Source organism: Escherichia sp. MOD1-EC6819 (genome assembly GCF_002965765.1).
Classification (GTDB): Bacteria; Pseudomonadota; Gammaproteobacteria; order Enterobacterales; family Enterobacteriaceae; genus Escherichia; species Escherichia ruysiae.
Window position 1 is genome coordinate 45526 of record NZ_PTRG01000004.1, and the last position, 18274, is coordinate 63799.

Consider the following 18274-nt stretch of genomic DNA (forward strand, 5'->3'; position numbering starts at 1 on the left):
CATCCGGCATTACAACATTTCATTATTTTAATAACCGCACCCGGCACGTTTTCCCTTTAATCTTCCCGCCCTGTAACTGCTTCCATGCCTTATGGGCAACACCCTGACGCACTGCGACATAAACATGCGCCGGATGCACAGTGATTTTGCCAATATCTGCGCCATCAAGACCAATATCGCCCGTCAACGCACCTAACACATCACCCGGTCGCATTTTGGCTTTTTTCCCGCCATCAATGCACAACGTCGCCATCTCTGCTTCCAGCGGCACAATGGAACTACTGGCTGGCGGCGTTTGCCAGTTAAGTTTTATCTGCAACATGTCAGAAATGATATTGGCGCGCTGTGCTTCTTCCGGGGCACAGAAACTGATCGCCAGTCCGCTATTTCCTGCACGCGCTGTACGCCCGATGCGATGTACATGAACTTCGGGATCCCACGCCAGCTCAAAGTTCACTACCAGTTCAAGAGATTTGATATCCAGACCGCGCGCTGCGACATCGGTCGCTACCAGCACGCGGGCGCTACCGTTAGCAAAACGTACCAGGGTCTGATCGCGATCACGTTGCTCCAGGTCGCCATGTAACGACAATGCACTTTGCCCTACTTCATTAAGCGCGTCACACACAGCCTGACAATCTTTTTTGGTATTGCAAAACACCACGCAAGAGGATGGCTGATGCAAACTTAATAACCGTTGCAACAGCGGAATTTTGCCTTTGCTGGATGTCTCATAAAATTGTTGTTCAATGGGTGGCAGAGCATCTGTTGAGTCAATTTCAATCGCCAAAGGATCGCGTTGAACACGACCGCTAATCGCGGCAATTGCATCTGGCCAGGTCGCCGAAAACAAAAGCGTCTGACGAGAAACCGGTGCAAAACGGATCACCTCATCAATGGCATCACTAAATCCCATATCCAACATGCGGTCGGCTTCATCCATCACCAGCGTATTCAACGCATCCAACGATACCGTGCCTTTTTGCAGGTGATCCAGCAAACGACCCGGCGTTGCCACGATAATATGCGGCGCATGTTGCAGCGAATCACGCTGCATACCGAACGGTTGACCACCGCACAAGGTCAAAATTTTGGTATTCGGCAGAAAACGCGCCAACCGACGTAACTCCCCGGCAACCTGATCCGCCAGCTCACGCGTAGGACACAGTACTAAAGCCTGGGTCTGAAACAGCGACGCATCAATTTGCTGTAACAACCCGAGGCCAAATGCCGCCGTTTTGCCGCTGCCGGTTTTCGCCTGCACGCGAACGTCTTTTCCGGCAAGGATCGCCGGAAGCGCGGCGGCCTGTACCGGTGTCATGGTTAAATAACCCAACTCATTAAGGTTAGTGAGCTGGGCGGGAGGCAAAACGTTCAGGGTAGAAAAAGCGGTCACAATCTATTCTCGTGGTCATCGACGCAAAATTAGCAGGCGCGTATCCTCGCAGATCTACGCTCACGATGCGACAATTTAATCGGTTCTTCATCTGGCGGCGGGTCGGGCATAGGTTGCGGACGAGGAATCGGATCAGGCACAGGAATGGGATCGCCAGGAATCGGTTCAGGGACAGGAATTTGCAAATAAATGAGTGTCGTCATATTTCCCTCCGGTCATTGGGTGGACTCTTAAAGGGTAGACGCTGACAAATAACAGGCAAAAAAAAGCCGACTCATCTAAGTCGGCGTCGTACGAATCAATTGTGCTATGCAGTAATTCAAAAAAGGAAGTAAGACAATATGGAGCGCAACGCCCATCGCTTGACGTTGCATTCACCTGCGAGGAAGATATTGCCCTGAATGGGTAGAGAGTTTATTGACTTCGCTCAAACTTTACGGCGTTTTTGTATACAGGAAGTAGACAAATTTTCTTTTGTTACAACCATTTACTACGATGCAACCATAAAGCAACACCACCAATAAGAACAACTAACAGAATACAAAAAAGCGAAAAACCGAATTGCCATCCCCCGCCAGGAATACCACCAAGGTTGACACCAAATAATCCCGTTAAAAACGTACTGGGTAAAAAGACCATTGCCATCAAGGACATCGTATACGTGCGACGCGCTAAGTTTTCCTGCATGACCTGGGCGATTTCATCCGCCATCACGCCAGTTCGGGCAATACAAGCGTCAATCTCATCCAGACCACGTCCGAGACGATCGGCAATATCCTGCATTCGGCGGCGCTGGTCGTCATTCATCCACGGCAGGCGCTCACTGGCAAGACGAGCATAAACATCACGTTGAGGCGCCATATAGCGACGCATAACAATTAATTGTTTACGCAGTAGCGCCAGGAAACCGCGCGGAGGAATTTGTTGATCGAGTAGATTATCTTCCAGGTCGATAATTTTATCGTGCAGTTGTTCTATAAACTCACTGGAATGATCGGTCAACGCATCACAAACATCCACCAACCAGCCGCCGCAATCGGTCGGACCAGTGCCCTCTTCCAGATCGCTAACCACATCATCCAACGCCAACACTTTACGTTGTCGGGTCGAGACAATTAACCGTCCGTCCATATAAACACGCATGGCCACCAACTGGTCGGGACGTTCATCAGTACTGCCATTAATGCAGCGCAAAGTAATCAGCGTCCCTTCGCCAAGACGACTGACTCTGGGCCGTGTACTTTCTCCCGCCAGCGCATCGCGCACATTATTTGGCAGCAGTGGTGTCGTCGCCAGCCACTGGGCGCTGTCATGGTGCACATAATTGAGGTGGAGCCAGCAAGGATGCGCTTCATCTATCTCATCTGTATTTTCCAGCGGTTTAACGCCACCTTTGCCATCCAGAATCCAGGCAAATACTGCATCCGGGACATTTACGTCCGCTCCCTTAATCACTTCCACAGTTGCCTCCATCATCAACGGATTATTTTGTAGTCTAGTCTTCTGGTCATGTTACGCAAAATCTCATCACCCCATTACCCTGAAATGATTAATAAAATCCTGTCAAAATTAAATACAGAAAGCAAAATACTTTTCCTGATTTGAAAACGTGTAAAGCGTTAAATAGCGTCTATCATTATCAGAATTATCTGATCATTTGTCGTGGCATTTTTGCGATCAGGTAGTAACAAAAGATTGATAAAAATAACGGGATTTCAATGACTACGCACAACTTCAATACTCTGGACTTATTAACAAGTCCTGTCTGGATCGTTTCCCCTTTCGAGGAAAAATTAATTTATGCCAATAGTGCTGCGCGACTGTTGATGCAAGAACGCACTTTTAGTCAGCTACGTACCGGGCTCTATTCCATCTCCTCGCAAAACGAACTGCCAAAATACCTGACAGACCTGCATAACCAGCTTGATATTGTAGAAATCCTCACTGTCCAGCGTAATGGTGAAGATACAGCATTAAGCTGTCGGTTGACCCTCAACGAGATTAGTGACACTGGAAAAGTCATTATATTTGAAGGAATGGAAACACCCGCAACTCTGGGTTTAAAGGCCAGCCGTTCAGCGAATTATCAACGTAAAAAACAAGGGTTTTATGCTCGTTTTTTTCTGACTAACTCCGCGCCAATGTTGTTGATAGATCCCTCGCGTGATGGCCAAATCGTCGATGCTAATCTGGCCGCGCTTAATTTCTATGGCTATAACAATGAAACAATGTGTCAGAAACACACCTGGGAAATTAATATGCTTGGGCGTCGCGTTATGCCTGTCATGCATGAAATTTCACGTTTGCCCGGCGGGCATAAACCCCTCAATTTTGTCCATAAACTGGCAGATGGTTCCGTTCGACACGTACAAACTTATGCTGGGCCAATTGAGATTTACGGTGACAGGTTAATGTTATGTATCGTACATGATATTACTGAGCAAAAACGGCTGGAGGAACAGCTGGAACATGCTGCCCACCATGATGCGCTAACGGGGTTACTTAACCGTCGACAGTTTTACCACATAACTGACCCAGGACAGATGCAGCACCTGGCAATCGCTCAGGACTACAGTTTGTTGCTCATCGACACCGATCGTTTTAAACATATCAATGACTTATACGGTCATCAGAAAGGGGATGAAGTGTTATGCACGCTTGCCCGTACACTCGAAAGCAGCGCCCGCAAAGGCGATTTGGTGTTTCGCTGGGGTGGTGAAGAGTTCGTCTTATTATTGCCCAGAACCCCTCTGGATACTGCACTTTCCTTGGCTGAAACGATCCGCTTGAGCGTGGCAAAAGTGAGCATTTCGGGCTTGCCGCGCTTCACCGTCAGTATTGGCGTGGCGCATCACGAAGGAAATGAAAGTATCGATGAACTGTTTAAACGGGTCGATGATGCGTTGTATCGGGCAAAAAATGATGGACGCAACCGCGTGCTGGCAGCATAAGCCACGGAAGCGTCCCGTGATCAACGGCTGCGTTTAGCGTGGCGCTCCCAGTTTTCCTGCTTCGCCTGCGCCGTTTTACGGAGTGCGACGTAACACGCCCCGCTGCCGCCATGATGCGGTAGCGCGGTACAATATGCCTGGACATCATCAAATTCAGTCAGCCAGCGCGCCACATAGCTGCGAACAATGTTGGCGTGCGATTTATCGTCCCGCCCTTTGCCATGAATAATCAGCACGTTACGTAAACCATCCGCCAATGCCTGTTGAATAAAAATGAACACCATTTTGCGGCACTCTTCCACCGGCTGACGTAGAAGATTCAGGCTGGCCTGCTGCGGATATTTACCGCTGCGTAACTTATCCAGCACCCCATGTTGCAGCCCTTCTCGCCGAAACTCCAGCGGCTGGCTTCGCGGGATGATGTCGAGAAATCCAGTAGTAAGGAAATTATCAAGTTGCAGCGTGTCGATACGCTGCGGCGCACGTTGGTTACGCGTTGGATGCCAGTGGACATCTGTAGCGCGCTTCAGTGGCTGGACATCTTCCATGGCGTCAAGAAACAGCGATTTGTCGTCAAGGTTCATGTAACCTCCTATGCACCTTCACACATCTGATATTTGCGGCATCGTTCACTTCACAGATTGAAACAATACTTTGCTCCATACCTGCTGGTGTCTGCACTGGCGGGGCATTTTATACTAGCCTGGTGACAGTATCGAACAGTTTAGACCGGGTTTAATTCAGCACAGGCATCCGATCAGGGTGATTTGTTCATCGCAGGAGTCAACATAAATGCGATGAGTAACAGACCACTGATTAGCAGAAAGGTATCCGAAAATGCCATAGTTTGTGCCTCCCGCAACATCAATTGACTCAACAATTTGGTTGAAGCCAGTATTTCCGATGTCTGGTCACTTCCACTGCGATTAAAAAATAAAGCACTTCTGGAAATGAAGTCATTCACCGTATGGGGAACAGAAACCATTTTTTCACCCATTCTCAAAAAATGAAAATTAGTTCGGTTATTGAGAATAGTGCCACACAGGGCAATACCAATCGCGCCCCCAAGATTACGTGTTAAATTAAATACACCTGAGGCTAACTTCAGCCGTTCTTTGGGAATTCTTCCCAGCGTTAATGTTACGATGGGAGCCATCGCAAACTGCTGCGAAATCCCTCTGATGGCCTGTGGAAACAGTAACTCCTGCCATCCCCATTCGTGGGTTATAGGGGTAAAAAGATACATTGAAAACACAAATCCCCCCAGCCCCGCCATCAACAGCCATCGCAGATTTATTTTTTTAGTTAACCAGAAGTAAAAGGGAACAGAAAGTAACTGGAAGATACCTGTTGTGCAAACGGCAAAACCTATCTCTTCGGCATTTAATCCGCGAACCCGCCCCAAAAATACAGGTATTAAATATACAGTAGAGAATATCCCAACTCCTCCAGAAAAAGAAAAAAAACATCCCAGCGTAAAATTTTTATCCTTAAAAGCATGAAGATCCATGATCGGATTGGATATTGTAAGTGTACGCGCAGCAAATAAAGTAAAACTCACCAATGCCAGAACTGATGTCAGCAAAATAGTATTGTCATTCAACCATCCCCAGCGCGCTCCTTCTTCAAGGGTATATTCCAGACATCCTAGTGTCAGAGCCAACAGGATAATACCAGGATAATCAGCAACTTTCAGTAAAGAGAGATCAGGTTTATCAAAATTAACCAGAAAAGGAATACTCAAAACTAAATATATGCCCGGTAATATATTGATATAAAATAGCCATCGCCAGTCGAGGTTATCAGTGATCCAGCCCCCCAGAGTTGGCCCTAGCGTCGGTGACAATGAGGCCAGCGCACTGACTACCGCAGCAGCCAACCCCAACTCTTTGCCCTGGTAATAAATAAATGCCGTCGTGAAAACTAAAGGGATCATGGATGCGCCAGCAGCTCCCTGTAAAGCACGAAACAAAATCATGCTCTGAATATTCCATGCAAGACCACAAGCGATACTCATTAAAGTAAATATTCCCGCAGATAGCGTAAAAAGCCAACGAGTGGAAAATACTCGTGACAGCCACCCAGAGAGCGGAATAATAATAATCTCAGCAATTAAATAGCTGGTCTGAAGCCAGGCCATTTCGTCTTTACCTGCGGACAGATCACCACCTATTTCATTTAGGGATGACGAAACAATTTGAATATCAAGCTGAGCAATAAATAACCCAATACACATACTGGCGAAGGCAATATGTTTACGCATAGCCATCCCCATCATCATTTTTCATCAATACTAACAGTGACTGACAGCCCCGGACGAAGGAGTTGCTTTAATTCTGTTGGCCTGTCAAAGGCAATCCGTACCGGAACACGCTGGACAATTTTGGTAAAATTTCCGGTGGCATTTTCTATCGGGATCAAACTGAAACTGGCACCTGTCGCTGGGGCGAGACTCTCAACATAGCCCTTGAACACTTTCCCTTTGAGCACATCTGCGCGGATCTCAGCCTTCATTCCAGGCTTCATTCCCGCTATTTGGTTTTCTTTAAAATTTGCATCAACCCACAACTCACTGACTGGTACTAGTGAAACTAACGATGTGCCGCCCTCCACCCAACTGCCTGTATGGGCGCTGCGGTTTGCGACAATGCCATCAATCGGCGCACGAACAAGGGTATATTCCAGATCCAGTAGTGCCTGAGTCAGAGCGGCCTGAACTTCTTCGATACTCGCACGTGCATTTTCTTCCTGAGCAGATAAAACCGCCAGCCGTTGCTTCTCCACCAGGAAATCGTTCGCGGCTTTGCGCTCCTTTGCTGCGGCCTGCTGGTAGTCAAACCTGGCGTTATCAATAATTTGTTGCGATATTGCCGCTGATTGTGCGAGTTTTTCATAACGTTCAGTATCTCGCAGGCGCTTTTGCGCCTCATGTTTTACTGCCTGCCATGTTTCACTGGCACTTTGAATTATCGACTGCTGCATCGCAATAGTGGCTTGAATACTTTCGAGATTGGCTTTGCTACTTTTTATTTTTGCCTCAAGCCTGGCGACATTTGCACGATAATCCCGATCATCGAGACGCAGGATAATATCGCCTTTTTTTACGCTCTGATTATCGAGCACCTCTATAGCAGAAATATAACCAGAAACTTTACTTGCCACCGTGGTGATATTACCACCAATGTAAGCATCATCCGTCGTCTGTATAAATCTTCCTTTGCTTACCCACCAGATAAAAAAGACAACGCCAGCCAAAAGAATACCGATCGCAACCACCCCAATAAGCTGTTTTTTAGAAATTATCATCACTCTTTACACCGTATATATCCGGAAACTTGCATACGTCATATTTAAAATTTAACATGGCTTATTTGATGATTTCTGACAAAATACCTACTGTAAATGACAATCACACTGCAACCCAAAGCATCACCAGGGCATCACATTATCGGACTGGATTCGGAACATCTGAATGGAGGCACAGTTCCCTGGCATAAACATCTCTATGCCCAGTTGCTTTACCCGGCTGAAGGCGTCGTTCGTGTATGGGCTGGAGAAAGCGTCTGGCTAGTCCATGCCAGCAGCGCGCTTTGGCTGCCTCCACAAATGCCGCATAAGTTTGTTGCGACGGGCAACGTACTTTTAAAAACCGTACTGGTTTCAGAAGCGGAAAGTGAAACGCTGGGAAAAGTTTGCTTCATGACCGGTATTTCACCCCTGTTAAGGGAATTACTAATTGCAATTAACCAACTTCCACCGTCGCAAAATACCACAGATAAACAACAGTTACGTTTTTCAGCCCTCGAGACACTGATACTTCAGGAAATAAAAATGGGGGTGAAAATGTCACTTGAACTCCCCTGGCCAAATGATGAGCGGCTACAGCAGCTTTGTGAGAATTTGCTAAACAACCAAGGGTATCTGCCAACACTGGATAATCTGGCGGATAAAATTAACGTCAGTAGCCGTACACTCATGCGCTTATTTGTTAAAGAAACGGGATTAACATTTCGCCACTGGGTTCAGCAAATGCACGTTATTTCTGCAGTAACGCTTCTTGATGATGGATATTCGTTGGCCAAAATTGCCCATCGTCTGGGCTATGCCTCAGCCGAATCGTTCGGCAATATGTTTAAGCGTCGAACGGGTTACTCGCCCGGTAAATTTACCAGTCGATTAGCGATGCATGATTATGCAATCACGAGACGAATGATTTAACTTATATTTTCGTGAAATCTGTCACTGAAGAAAATTGGCAACAGATGGGCAAAACCGTTATAACACTGTCACCGGTCACCAGGAACCCAGGCCGGATTTAAGACGCGGATGCACTGCTGTGTGTACTGTAGAGTCTGGCGGATGTCGACAGGCTCTATTTTTTTATTCATTTTTAGCTCTGTAAATAACCACATTCTCGCCGGGATTGGGTGATGAATGACGAGATCAGTGGTGCCTGGCGGCTATCACGCTGCTGAATCAAATAACAGGTCGCCTTCGGTAAAATTTCGCTGACTGGAATTATTCCAGCCTCGATCCATGTGAAGGATTGCCCTCATTTCTTCAGGCTGAAAAATCAAAAAATCGCTTTATGCTACCAGACTGCGACAAACCAGACGCGAAACCAGCTACTTACTCTTTGTTAGTCTTAATCTTTTTGGTGGTATGGCTGCTAATGTTGCTGGCGTGGTATCTTATCGGTCTGCCTATTGGTTCGGGGATTTACCCACGTTTGTCTTAAGCCTTAAGAGAGAACGGATGCTGAGATTACTTGAAGAAAAAATTGCCACGCCACTGGGAACGCTGTGGGTGATCTGCGATGAACAATTTCGTCTGCGGGCGGTTGAATGGGAAGAGTACAGCGAACGCATGGTGCAGCTGCTGGACATCCATTATCGCAAAGAAGGTTATAAGCGCATTTCTGCCACCAACCCAGGTGGTTTAAGCGACAAGCTTCGTGACTATTTCGCCGGGAATCTTAGCATTATTGATACGCTTCCTACCGCCACGGGAGGCACGCCATTTCAGCGCGAAGTCTGGAAGGCACTGCGCACTATCCCCTGCGGGCAGGTAATGCATTACGGTCAACTGGCTGAATATCTGGGTCGACCAGGTGCAGCGCGTGCCGTTGGCGCAGCAAATGGCTCTAATCCGATCAGCATCGTCGTCCCTTGCCACCGGGTTATTGGACGAAACGGCACGATGACAGGATATGCAGGCGGAGTGCAGCGAAAAGAGTGGTTATTGCGCCATGAAGGCTATCTGCTACTGTAAACCTTAAACAATTTGTGCCGATTTTTTCACAGTTTTATGTAAAGTTACCCTTAACAATTTAAAGCTTTTCAAAGGGATAGACATAAATTTACATCTATTATCGGAATTCTCCGCTGTTAAGGTTTGCTTAGACTTACTTGCTCCCTAAAAAGATGTTAAAATTGACAAATATCAATTACGGCTTGAGCAGACCTATGATCCCGGAAAAGCGAATTATACGGCGCATTCAGTCTGGCGGTTGTGCTATCCATTGCCAGGATTGCAGCATCAGTCAGCTTTGCATCCCGTTCACACTCAACGAACATGAGCTTGATCAGCTTGATAATATCATCGAGCGAAAGAAGCCTATTCAGAAAGGCCAGACGCTGTTTAAGGCTGGTGATGAACTTAAATCGCTTTATGCCATCCGCTCCGGTACGATTAAAAGTTATACCATCACAGAGCAAGGCGACGAGCAAATCACTGGCTTCCATTTAGCAGGCGATCTGGTAGGTTTTGACGCTATTGGTAGCGGTCATCACCCGAGTTTCGCCCAGGCGCTGGAAACCTCAATGGTATGTGAAATCCCGTTCGAAACCCTGGACGATCTGTCTGGTAAAATGCCGAATCTGCGTCAGCAGATGATGCGTCTGATGAGCGGTGAAATCAAAGGCGATCAGGACATGATCCTGCTGTTGTCGAAGAAAAATGCAGAAGAACGCCTGGCTGCTTTTATCTACAACCTGTCCCGTCGTTTTGCCCAACGCGGCTTCTCCCCTCGTGAATTCCGCCTGACGATGACTCGTGGCGATATCGGTAACTATCTTGGCCTGACGGTAGAAACCATCAGTCGTCTGCTGGGTCGTTTCCAGAAAAGCGGCATGTTGGCGGTCAAAGGTAAATACATCACCATCGAAAATAACGATGCGCTGGCTCAGCTTGCTGGTCATACGCGCAACGTTGCCTGATTTTTCCGCATAATCAACTATCCTTCTGTCATATCATTAAATTTTTCTGATTTATTGATCTGGCAGAAGGTTCATCACTGTTTCATTCACCAGATATGGGTTAATCTTTTAATTACAAACTGCGTTGACAGTTGTTGTAAGGAGACCCTGTATGGCTATGTATCAGAACATGCTCGTTGTTATCGATCCTAACCAGGACGATCAACCGGCATTACGGCGAGCTGTTTATTTACATCAACGGATTGGTGGCAAAATTAAAGCCTTTTTGCCGATTTATGACTTCTCATACGAAATGACCACCCTGCTCTCCCCGGACGAACGTACCGCGATGCGTCAGGGCGTCATCAGCCAGCGTACTGCCTGGATCCATGAGCAGGCAAAGTATTATCTCAACGCTGGCGTCCCGATTGAAATTAAAGTGGTATGGCATAACCGTCCTTTCGAAGCCATCATTCAGGAAGTGGTTAGCAGTGGGCACGATCTGGTGCTAAAAATGGCGCACCAACATGACCGTCTGGAAGCGGTTATTTTCACCCCTACCGACTGGCACCTGTTACGCAAATGCCCAAGCCCGGTGTGGATGGTGAAAGACCAGCCGTGGCCGGAAGGTGGTAAGGCGCTGGTGGCGGTGAATCTCGCCAGTGAAGAGCCATATCATAATGCGCTCAATGAAAAACTGGTGAAAGAAACGATCGAGCTGGCGGAACAGGTAAATCACACCGAAGTCCATCTGGTTGGCGCCTACCCCGTAACACCTATCAATATTGCCATTGAACTGCCGGAATTTGATCCAAGCGTTTATAACGATGCCATTCGTGGACAACATTTGCTGGCGATGAAAGCCCTGCGGCAGAAATTCGGCATTAATGAAAACATGACGCACGTTGAAAAAGGTCTGCCAGAAGAAGTGATTCCAGATCTGGCCGAACATTTGCAGGCAGGGATTGTCGTTCTTGGCACTGTGGGACGCACCGGTATCTCTGCGGCATTCCTTGGTAATACGGCTGAACAGGTGATTGATCATCTCCGCTGCGATTTGCTGGTGATTAAACCTGACCAGTACCAGACGCCTGTAGAACTGGATGACGAAGAAGACGATTAATTGTTTATCAATTAATTGCAAGGCCCGATATCTCGGGCCTTTCTTTTATTTACTTCTCATCACCACCGAGGAAATAAATTCCCAGCGGGATTGCCAGCAATACAGTAAAGACCAGACTATAAACAAGAATCATCGATGACTGAATCACATACATTGATGTCGTCCAGTCAGAAAGCGGAATATTATATTGTTCGATAACACCGCCGATAGTCGCGCGAGTCACAACTGACGCCGCAATAATGAAAACCGCCAACAGACCAAAGAGAAACTTCTTCCCCTTTGCTGACTTCAGCTTCGCCATGATCATGATGTAATCCTTATGCAGATAAACCCTTTGTTACTTGTGTGTAACAATATCATGACATTTCCTCGTTGTCTGCCCCGAAAGCACGAGATTGTTGTCGTTCAAATCATCAACCCATTGATAAATTCGCTAATGTTGCTACTTCCTTCCCTGTCTATTGATGATATGAATGAATTATCGCGATAAAATACCCCCGCCAGGGGTTTCCGGCATGACATCAATTATCTGGAGGAGCCTGATAAAACAATGATCGCTGAACTGTTTACAAATAATGCGCTTAATCTGGTCATTATTTTCGGTAGCTGCGCAGCATTGATTCTGATGAGCTTTTGGTTTCGTCGTGGAAATCGTAAAAGAAAAGGATTCTTATTCCATGCGGTTCAATTTTTGATCTACACCATAATTATCAGTGCTGTCGGCAGCATCATTAATTATGTTATTGAAAATTACAAACTCAAATTTATCACCCCAGGCGTTATCGATTTTATCTGTACGTCACTGATTGCGCTTATTCTGACGGTTAAGTTATTTCTCCTGATTAATCAGTTTGAAAGGCAACAGATAAAAAAAGGTCGAGATATCACCAGCGCGCGGATTATGTCGCGCATCATCAAAATCAGCATTATCGTGGTGATTGTTCTGCTTTATGGCGAACATTTCGGCATGAGCCTTTCCGGTTTGTTGACCTTTGGTGGTATTGGTGGTCTGGCTGTCGGTATGGCCGGTAAAGATATTCTGAGTAACTTCTTTTCCGGGATTATGCTCTATTTCGATCGCCCCTTTAGTATTGGCGACTGGATCCGTTCACCGGACAGGAATATCGAAGGCACAGTAGCAGAAATTGGCTGGCGTATTACAAAAATCACCACCTTTGATAATCGCCCACTGTACGTACCAAACTCGCTTTTTTCGTCCATTAGCGTAGAAAACCCGGGGCGAATGACCAACCGGCGTATTACTACTACCATTGGTTTACGTTATGAAGATGCCGCAAAAGTTGGGGCTATTGTCGAAGCCGTACGTGAGATGCTGAAAAATCACCCTGCTATCGACCAGCGACAAACCTTACTGGTTTATTTCAACCAGTTTGCCGATTCGTCATTAAATATTATGGTCTATTGCTTTACTAAGACCACGGTCTGGGCCGAATGGCTGGCCGCCCAGCAGGATGTTTATTTGAAGATTATCGATATTGTGCAGTCGCACGGCGCGGATTTTGCGTTCCCCAGCCAGACGCTGTATATGGATAATATTACACCTCCCGAACAGCTTAAATAAAACTCAACAAAACCGGATGACGATAATAATATTCGACATCCGGTTTTATTTATTACCTCAATTTACCGCAGCCAGAGCGACATTATTCTCACCCGCTTTAAACTGGGCATACTGTTCTTCAGTACCAAAGAATACTTCTGACTCTGTGCTGTGACCAATGCCTGGCACCTTTTCGTTTCCTGAATATTGCCAAAGTGTCCAGGGATTACGCCCCTCAAGCTTCACACCAGCTTGTCCCCAATACCCCATCCACACCATATACTGGTCGAACCGACTGTCCATGAAATGGGACAAATTATTATGATTGCCATAAAATATTGGTATTTTATGGTAATTTTTATATATCAGGGCAGCAAAACGTAAAATATCATTCCGTGCATTCACCATTCCCGATTTTTTAAAACAAGCCAGTTGGGTTGTATCTTCACCTTCTGGATTCACCAGTAAAATACCGGGAGGCAACATTTTCGGGTCTTCAGGCAGCAGGCTTTTTGCTGTTTCCAGTTGCGCCTCAGGAGTGCGGCAAAAATCAAATTTAAAATAGCCTCCGCGATCAAATTTTGAATCTGCTAATTGCTTCCAGTGAGCCTTAAACGACGAGTCTGGCCCTCTCCAGCCAACCACTCTCACGTAGACAAAACGCGCAGGTGATTTCTCCTGAAACAATTTCCAGTCGATTTCGCCATCGTTAGACGAGATATCATGGCCACTGATCGGGTAAATATCCGGTGTTTTGAAGATACGGATATCAGGTCGGTTGGGAATTGCACTTACGGGGCCATAAGGAATTTCAATAGGTATTATATCTTTGTTCTTTGGTTCATCTGGCGCAGTAGGCGGTTCTTTAATAGAATATGCGGTCTTATCAACATTCGTAAATTCATCTGCATTCCCGGCTGATAATTGTGTTTTTTTATCCAGATGACTGACCGCAGGATCGTTAATAAAGAAGAATCCACCCGGTCCGGCTGGGTTTTCTGTTGCTCCTATCCAGGCATCACTAAGATGTATTCCTTTCCCTTCCTCGTCCAGTTTTTCATTGATTTTTATATATTGGTCGTTCACATAGATAAACAAACTTAATGTTCGGGTAATGCCCGCGTAGTATTCCTTTTTACCATCAATTTTTACCATATACGATTTCCCGAAGCGTTCGTCGGCAACGCCATCAGCAACTCCTTTTATAAGGGTATCAAAAAATACACTGCCTTTATCTTTTTCCAGGGAATAAACTTCTGTTTTATCATCACCAGCGGCTATCGCATACGCACCTGGTTTACTATACGCGTTTGAATTCCCTGCGCCATCTGTCATGCCAAAAAGACCTGAACCAAAACAAGCATTGACTAAAGTCAAAATATGGAAATAACGCTTTGCCAGAATGTTGAGTTGAGCATTCAAAGCTGGCATTTCATACATGCCTTTTGAACCATCAATATCTGTAGCATTACTCAAAACAAATGCCGGTGCCTTATCAGAATTACCATTTTGAGTGCCAAAACGCCCATGACCTGAATAAGCAATTAACAAGCGAGCTTTCTTATCAAACATCATCCCTCTGGCAGGGAGATATTCTTTCAGAAAATAATTAATGTTATCCAGTGACGCATCCTGATCTTTCAGTAAAATAACCTCATCAAACTTTTGCCCATTAATAAGAAAATCAGCCATTCTTTGACCGTCTACTGCAGCTGCTGGAATATCTGCATGTAACAGTGGATATTTTGAAATTGAAATAATCAGCCCAATCGCGCGGGTTTTCGCTGCATCCTGATCTGGTATTTTTAACGCATCACTGATTCTGATATCCAGTTTACCAGGAGCCTCAGGCCCATAATGGATAAAAAAACGACAATACTCATCAGGAACCATTGCACCATTTTTACAAATATCATCTGCACGTGCATCTGATATTCCCTGTGATATTCCGGCAACGAATAGCCCCAGAACTGATATACATAAAGTAAGCCATCGTCTGTTCATAAGTTAAAATTCCTGCACGCCCAAAGTGGTATAAAATTCAGCAATTGGACCTTTATAAATACTGGCATCAAACTTCTTACTCGATCCTAAATTAAGCTGTGCTGCGTCGGTGAACTGCCAGATCGCCCATTTTGTCTGGTTGATTGAACGCGGGGTTTCACTGGCCTGAGCCTGATTAGAGTAATCAGCCAGCCACAGTTTGTGATCTGCAACCTGGGCAAAACTATTTTCCCCACCAACGGCATCTTTCCACCAGGCTCGCGCAGTGTAGATAACCGGTTTACGCCCTAAATCGGCTTCGACCTGTGCGGTAAACGCCTTGATCATCGTTATAATTTCAGCAGGTTTACGCTTTTGCCAACGATCCTTACCCGTTGATGAGTCCACATCCCACTCCACATCCACCGCCGGTGGCATATCCGTTGCGCGTAATCCCCCGTTAGCTTTAATAATTTTAACAAACGTCATCGCCTGCTTACGTCCCCATGTTTCAGCGTCGTCTGCCGGAGTGCCGCTGGAAAGAAAATGATATGCTCCACGGTGTAATTTTACCCCCCGTTCCGTATCCCCGGCCCGTTGCCAGAAACCGGAAAATTCGGGATCGACATAACGCGTTCCTTGACTGGACTTCATATACAGAAACACAGACTTATTTTTTGCCAACAGTTCGATTGGAAAATTCTTACCGTTATGATGGCTGATATCCACTCCAAATAAAGAACTTGGTCGCGGTTGATTTAATACCGAGTCATAAGAGACATCAGTCGGAAATTTAAAGTATTTTTTTACTGCGAACGTGTCATATTCCATTTCACGGGAAAGATCTGATCCCAGGATTTTTACAAATAACTCCTGTCGTGAGAGATCATGAGTTAAGTTTTCCAGTCCCAGTGATGCGGCATCGGGAAGCGGCTCTGCGGCCAGACTAAAAGAAGAATAATGAGAGAGGAATAGAGAGATAACTAACGGAATAGCAGAGGCTTTTTTCATTTTACCACCCCATTTTTAGCTGTGTGTTTATTTTCAAATGAAGATGTTTTACAAGTGATGAAATGCATTCACGTTGTAAAAAAAAGTAAAGCACAGCTTATATTTGGAGTATGTAATACAGCAGACAAATAAAATTTATGATTAGAGTTTGTACTTAATATAAACTGGAAATTTCACAGTCTCATCTTGAGAGCAATCTTTTATAGGGTAAATTTAAAAAAGAGAGAAATTTTATCGGGGTTGTAAAATCTGGCGCAACTTTTGCGCCAGATGAGAACATAATCAATGTTTTACAATATACATAGTCCGGCTATAAGCCACATCTTCCGGGTTATTAATGGGATAACCTTTCAGCCACGGCTTGATTAGCCGTCCATTGGTATATTGATAAATTGGCGCAATCGGTGCTTGCTCCATGAGGATTTTCTCTGCCGTGTTGTAATCGGCGTTGCGTGCTTTAACGGTGTTTTCAGTCGATGCCTGAGTCAGCACTTTGTCGTATGCCGGATTGTTAAAGCGGGAAATATTTCCTGAGTGCGTTGACGTTAACAGCGTCAGGAAGGTTGATGGTTCATTATAATCCCCAACCCACGAGGCGCGGATAACATCAAAATTGCCGGTATTACGGCTGTCGATATAGGTTTTCCATTCCTGATTTTGCAGTTTGACATCTACGCCAAGATTCTTTTTCCACATCGACGCCACAGCGATGGCAATTTTCTGGTGATTTTCCGAAGTGTTATATAACAGTGTAAGTTTTAACGGCTTCTGTGGACCATACCCGGCGGCGCTCAACAATGTTTTCGCCTGGGCATTCAGTTCTTCCTGACTCATTTGTTCAAACGGCGAAGGTTCTGGCGTAAATCCGGCAGTAACATCTGGCGTGAAATGCCATGCTGGTTTTTCACCTGTACCCAGCACTTTTTCCGTCATCAGGCGGCGATCAATCGTCATACTTAATGCCAGACGCACTCGTTGATCTGCCGTCGGCCCTTTTTGCGTGTTAAATGCATAATAATACGTCCCCAACTGTGGCGGCGTGTAAACCTGCCCAGGAATATCCCTCAACAGTTTCTGGTACATATTTTTCGGGAAGGATTCAGTGATATCAATATCGCCTGCAAGATAACGCTTAGTGGCTGCGGATTCCTGATTAATTGGCAGGAAGGTCACTTTTTGCAGCACCGTTTTGGCGTTATCCCAATAATGGGTATTCGGCACCACGACCAGTTTTTCATTAACTACGCGCTCTTTAAGAACATAAGCGCCATTGCCGATCAGATTTCCGGGTTTCGTCCACTCTTTACTGCTTTCTACGTTGGCTTTTTGCACCGGGAAGAAGGCAAAGTTAGCGGTTAAATTCACAAACCACGGCAATGGTTTATCAAGCTGAATTTTCAAAGTATGGGCATCAACTGCGGTGACGCCAAGCTGGTCAGGCGTGGCTTTACCATCAATAATCGCTTGTGCGTTGTTGATTCCCGCCAGCGCGGCAAACCATGCAAATGGCGACAATGTTTTGGGATCCACCAGACGTTGCCAGCTATAGACAAAATCTTGCGCCGTTACCGGTGTGCCATCCGCCCATTTTGCGTTATCGCGCAGGGTAAAAGTCCAGATACGATTGTCATTACTTTTCCACTGAGTCGCAACGCCGGGGACAATCTCCCCTTTCTCGTTTTGATTCACCAGACCTTCAAACAAATCGCGAATGACCTGAATCTCCGGCAGGCCCACTGCTTTGGCGGGATCTAACGACGCAGGCTCATCTTTAATGTGGCGCACCAGCTCCTGCTTCTCTGCCAGTACTGTGCCGCTCGGAACTTCTGCAGCATACGACAGGGAAATGCTGCTGACCAACAGCGCACAACACGTGACTGAAACAGAGTGCTTCATAAGTTACCCTCAAACCTGCGTTAATAATGATGCGTAATTATTTGTTTCTCCTTGAAGAAATGCAAATAACTTCCGGCAAAAAAGTGATAAAGGATCGATAACATATCGTTGTCGAAAAGGATTTGATAATCCGCAAAATTTGCACAACACTGCCTG

15 protein-coding genes and 3 pseudogenes are annotated in these 18274 nt (G+C 45.9%); 7 read left to right on the plus strand and 11 right to left on the minus strand.

Annotated elements, in window-relative coordinates; all coding sequences use genetic code 11:
• Window positions 1-22: 22 nt before the first annotated feature.
• The 3 genes from dbpA to zntB form a co-directional block, all read right to left on the minus strand.
• Window positions 23-1396, minus strand: coding sequence for an ATP-dependent RNA helicase DbpA (dbpA, locus tag A7Z06_RS06190; protein ID WP_000123764.1), 1374 nt, complete (start codon window positions 1394-1396; stop codon window positions 23-25).
• Between the two features lie 29 nt (window positions 1397-1425).
• Complete coding sequence (ynaL, locus tag A7Z06_RS21790; protein ID WP_032225105.1) at window positions 1426-1599, minus strand: proline-rich small protein YnaL; 174 nt, start codon at window positions 1597-1599, stop codon at window positions 1426-1428.
• 274 nt (window positions 1600-1873) lie between these two features.
• Complete coding sequence (gene zntB / locus A7Z06_RS06200) at window positions 1874-2857, minus strand: zinc transporter ZntB (protein ID WP_016158374.1); 984 nt, start codon at window positions 2855-2857, stop codon at window positions 1874-1876.
• Window positions 2858-3114: 257 nt separating this feature from the next.
• Between zntB and A7Z06_RS06205 the strand changes: the two genes are divergently transcribed.
• Window positions 3115-4347, plus strand: a complete 1233-nt coding sequence (locus A7Z06_RS06205; RefSeq protein ID WP_105279361.1) for a sensor domain-containing diguanylate cyclase — start codon at window positions 3115-3117, stop codon at window positions 4345-4347.
• A gap of 20 nt (window positions 4348-4367) precedes the next feature.
• On the opposite strand, the gene smrA is transcribed toward A7Z06_RS06205, so the two are convergent.
• The 3 genes and pseudogenes from smrA to A7Z06_RS06220 all read right to left on the minus strand — a co-directional run bounded on the left by smrA (window position 4368) and on the right by A7Z06_RS06220 (window position 7653).
• Window positions 4368-4931, minus strand: coding sequence for a DNA endonuclease SmrA (gene smrA, locus A7Z06_RS06210; protein WP_001046841.1), 564 nt, complete (start codon window positions 4929-4931; stop codon window positions 4368-4370).
• Between the two features lie 232 nt (window positions 4932-5163).
• Window positions 5164-6622, minus strand: a pseudogene (locus A7Z06_RS06215) (DHA2 family efflux MFS transporter permease subunit).
• 2 nt (window positions 6623-6624) lie between these two features.
• A complete protein-coding gene (locus A7Z06_RS06220; RefSeq protein WP_000587193.1) occupies window positions 6625-7653 on the minus strand; it encodes an HlyD family secretion protein in 1029 nt (342 codons plus the stop codon).
• A 96-nt stretch (window positions 7654-7749) separates the two neighbouring features.
• On the opposite strand from A7Z06_RS06220, the gene A7Z06_RS06225 reads away from it, so the two are divergent.
• Entirely contained in the window at window positions 7750-8565 is an 816-nt protein-coding gene (locus tag A7Z06_RS06225) for an AraC family transcriptional regulator (RefSeq protein ID WP_000156571.1), read from the plus strand.
• A gap of 172 nt (window positions 8566-8737) precedes the next feature.
• Here A7Z06_RS06225 and A7Z06_RS22000 read toward each other — a convergent pair.
• Window positions 8738-8933 (minus strand): annotated as a pseudogene (locus A7Z06_RS22000) (LysR family transcriptional regulator); the annotation flags it as partial.
• Between the two features lie 20 nt (window positions 8934-8953).
• On the opposite strand from A7Z06_RS22000, the pseudogene A7Z06_RS06235 reads away from it, so the two are divergent.
• The 4 genes and pseudogenes from A7Z06_RS06235 to uspE all read left to right on the plus strand — a co-directional run.
• A pseudogene (locus A7Z06_RS06235) lies at window positions 8954-9085 on the plus strand (hypothetical protein); the annotation flags it as partial.
• 17 nt (window positions 9086-9102) lie between these two features.
• Window positions 9103-9618: a methylated-DNA--[protein]-cysteine S-methyltransferase gene (gene ogt / locus A7Z06_RS06240; protein WP_000945044.1), complete on the plus strand. Its 516-nt coding sequence runs from the start codon at window positions 9103-9105 to the stop codon at window positions 9616-9618.
• 194 nt (window positions 9619-9812) lie between these two features.
• On the plus strand, window positions 9813-10565 hold the full coding sequence (gene fnr / locus A7Z06_RS06245) for a fumarate/nitrate reduction transcriptional regulator Fnr (protein ID WP_000611911.1): 753 nt from the start codon (window positions 9813-9815) through the stop codon (window positions 10563-10565).
• A 151-nt stretch (window positions 10566-10716) separates the two neighbouring features.
• Window positions 10717-11667: a universal stress protein UspE gene (uspE, locus tag A7Z06_RS06250; RefSeq protein WP_001262134.1), complete on the plus strand. Its 951-nt coding sequence runs from the start codon at window positions 10717-10719 to the stop codon at window positions 11665-11667.
• A 49-nt stretch (window positions 11668-11716) separates the two neighbouring features.
• On the opposite strand, the gene A7Z06_RS06255 is transcribed toward uspE, so the two are convergent.
• The gene (locus A7Z06_RS06255; RefSeq protein ID WP_000605087.1) at window positions 11717-11974 is read right to left on the minus strand and encodes a DUF2534 family protein; all 258 of its coding nucleotides are present in this window, start codon (window positions 11972-11974) and stop codon (window positions 11717-11719) included.
• Between the two features lie 243 nt (window positions 11975-12217).
• Here A7Z06_RS06255 and ynaI point away from each other — a divergent pair, with 243 nt between their 5' ends.
• Window positions 12218-13249: a low conductance mechanosensitive channel YnaI gene (gene ynaI / locus A7Z06_RS06260; RefSeq protein ID WP_000559884.1), complete on the plus strand. Its 1032-nt coding sequence runs from the start codon at window positions 12218-12220 to the stop codon at window positions 13247-13249.
• 57 nt (window positions 13250-13306) lie between these two features.
• Here the strand turns inward: ynaI and A7Z06_RS06265 are convergent, their stop codons facing one another.
• The 3 genes from A7Z06_RS06265 to mppA form a co-directional block, all read right to left on the minus strand.
• A complete protein-coding gene (locus tag A7Z06_RS06265) occupies window positions 13307-15232 on the minus strand; it encodes a GH25 family lysozyme (protein WP_024165076.1) in 1926 nt (641 codons plus the stop codon).
• A gap of 3 nt (window positions 15233-15235) precedes the next feature.
• Window positions 15236-16222, minus strand: a complete 987-nt coding sequence (locus tag A7Z06_RS06270; protein ID WP_105279362.1) for a glycoside hydrolase family 25 protein — start codon at window positions 16220-16222, stop codon at window positions 15236-15238.
• 282 nt (window positions 16223-16504) lie between these two features.
• Window positions 16505-18118: a murein tripeptide ABC transporter substrate-binding protein MppA gene (gene mppA / locus A7Z06_RS06275; RefSeq protein WP_000683030.1), complete on the minus strand. Its 1614-nt coding sequence runs from the start codon at window positions 18116-18118 to the stop codon at window positions 16505-16507.
• Between the last annotated feature and the right edge of the window lie 156 nt (window positions 18119-18274).

Bases quoted from the DNA above. Each gene is read 5' to 3' on its own strand.
- A7Z06_RS06205 (WP_105279361.1), top strand. From the start codon at position 3,115: ATGACTACGCACAACTTCAATACTCTGGACTTATTAACAAGTCCTGTC.
- A7Z06_RS06270 (WP_105279362.1), bottom strand. From the start codon at position 16,222: ATGAAAAAAGCCTCTGCTATTCCGTTAGTTATCTCTCTATTCCTCTCT.
- A7Z06_RS06265 (WP_024165076.1), bottom strand. From the start codon at position 15,232: ATGAACAGACGATGGCTTACTTTATGTATATCAGTTCTGGGGCTATTC.
- A7Z06_RS06225 (WP_000156571.1), top strand. From the start codon at position 7,750: ATGACAATCACACTGCAACCCAAAGCATCACCAGGGCATCACATTATC.
- mppA (WP_000683030.1), bottom strand. From the start codon at position 18,118: ATGAAGCACTCTGTTTCAGTCACGTGTTGTGCGCTGTTGGTCAGCAGC.
- ynaI (WP_000559884.1), top strand. From the start codon at position 12,218: ATGATCGCTGAACTGTTTACAAATAATGCGCTTAATCTGGTCATTATT.
- ogt (WP_000945044.1), top strand. From the start codon at position 9,103: ATGCTGAGATTACTTGAAGAAAAAATTGCCACGCCACTGGGAACGCTG.
- A7Z06_RS06255 (WP_000605087.1), bottom strand. From the start codon at position 11,974: ATGATCATGGCGAAGCTGAAGTCAGCAAAGGGGAAGAAGTTTCTCTTT.
- ynaL (WP_032225105.1), bottom strand. From the start codon at position 1,599: ATGACGACACTCATTTATTTGCAAATTCCTGTCCCTGAACCGATTCCT.
- smrA (WP_001046841.1), bottom strand. From the start codon at position 4,931: ATGAACCTTGACGACAAATCGCTGTTTCTTGACGCCATGGAAGATGTC.
- fnr (WP_000611911.1), top strand. From the start codon at position 9,813: ATGATCCCGGAAAAGCGAATTATACGGCGCATTCAGTCTGGCGGTTGT.
- uspE (WP_001262134.1), top strand. From the start codon at position 10,717: ATGGCTATGTATCAGAACATGCTCGTTGTTATCGATCCTAACCAGGAC.
- A7Z06_RS06220 (WP_000587193.1), bottom strand. From the start codon at position 7,653: ATGATAATTTCTAAAAAACAGCTTATTGGGGTGGTTGCGATCGGTATT.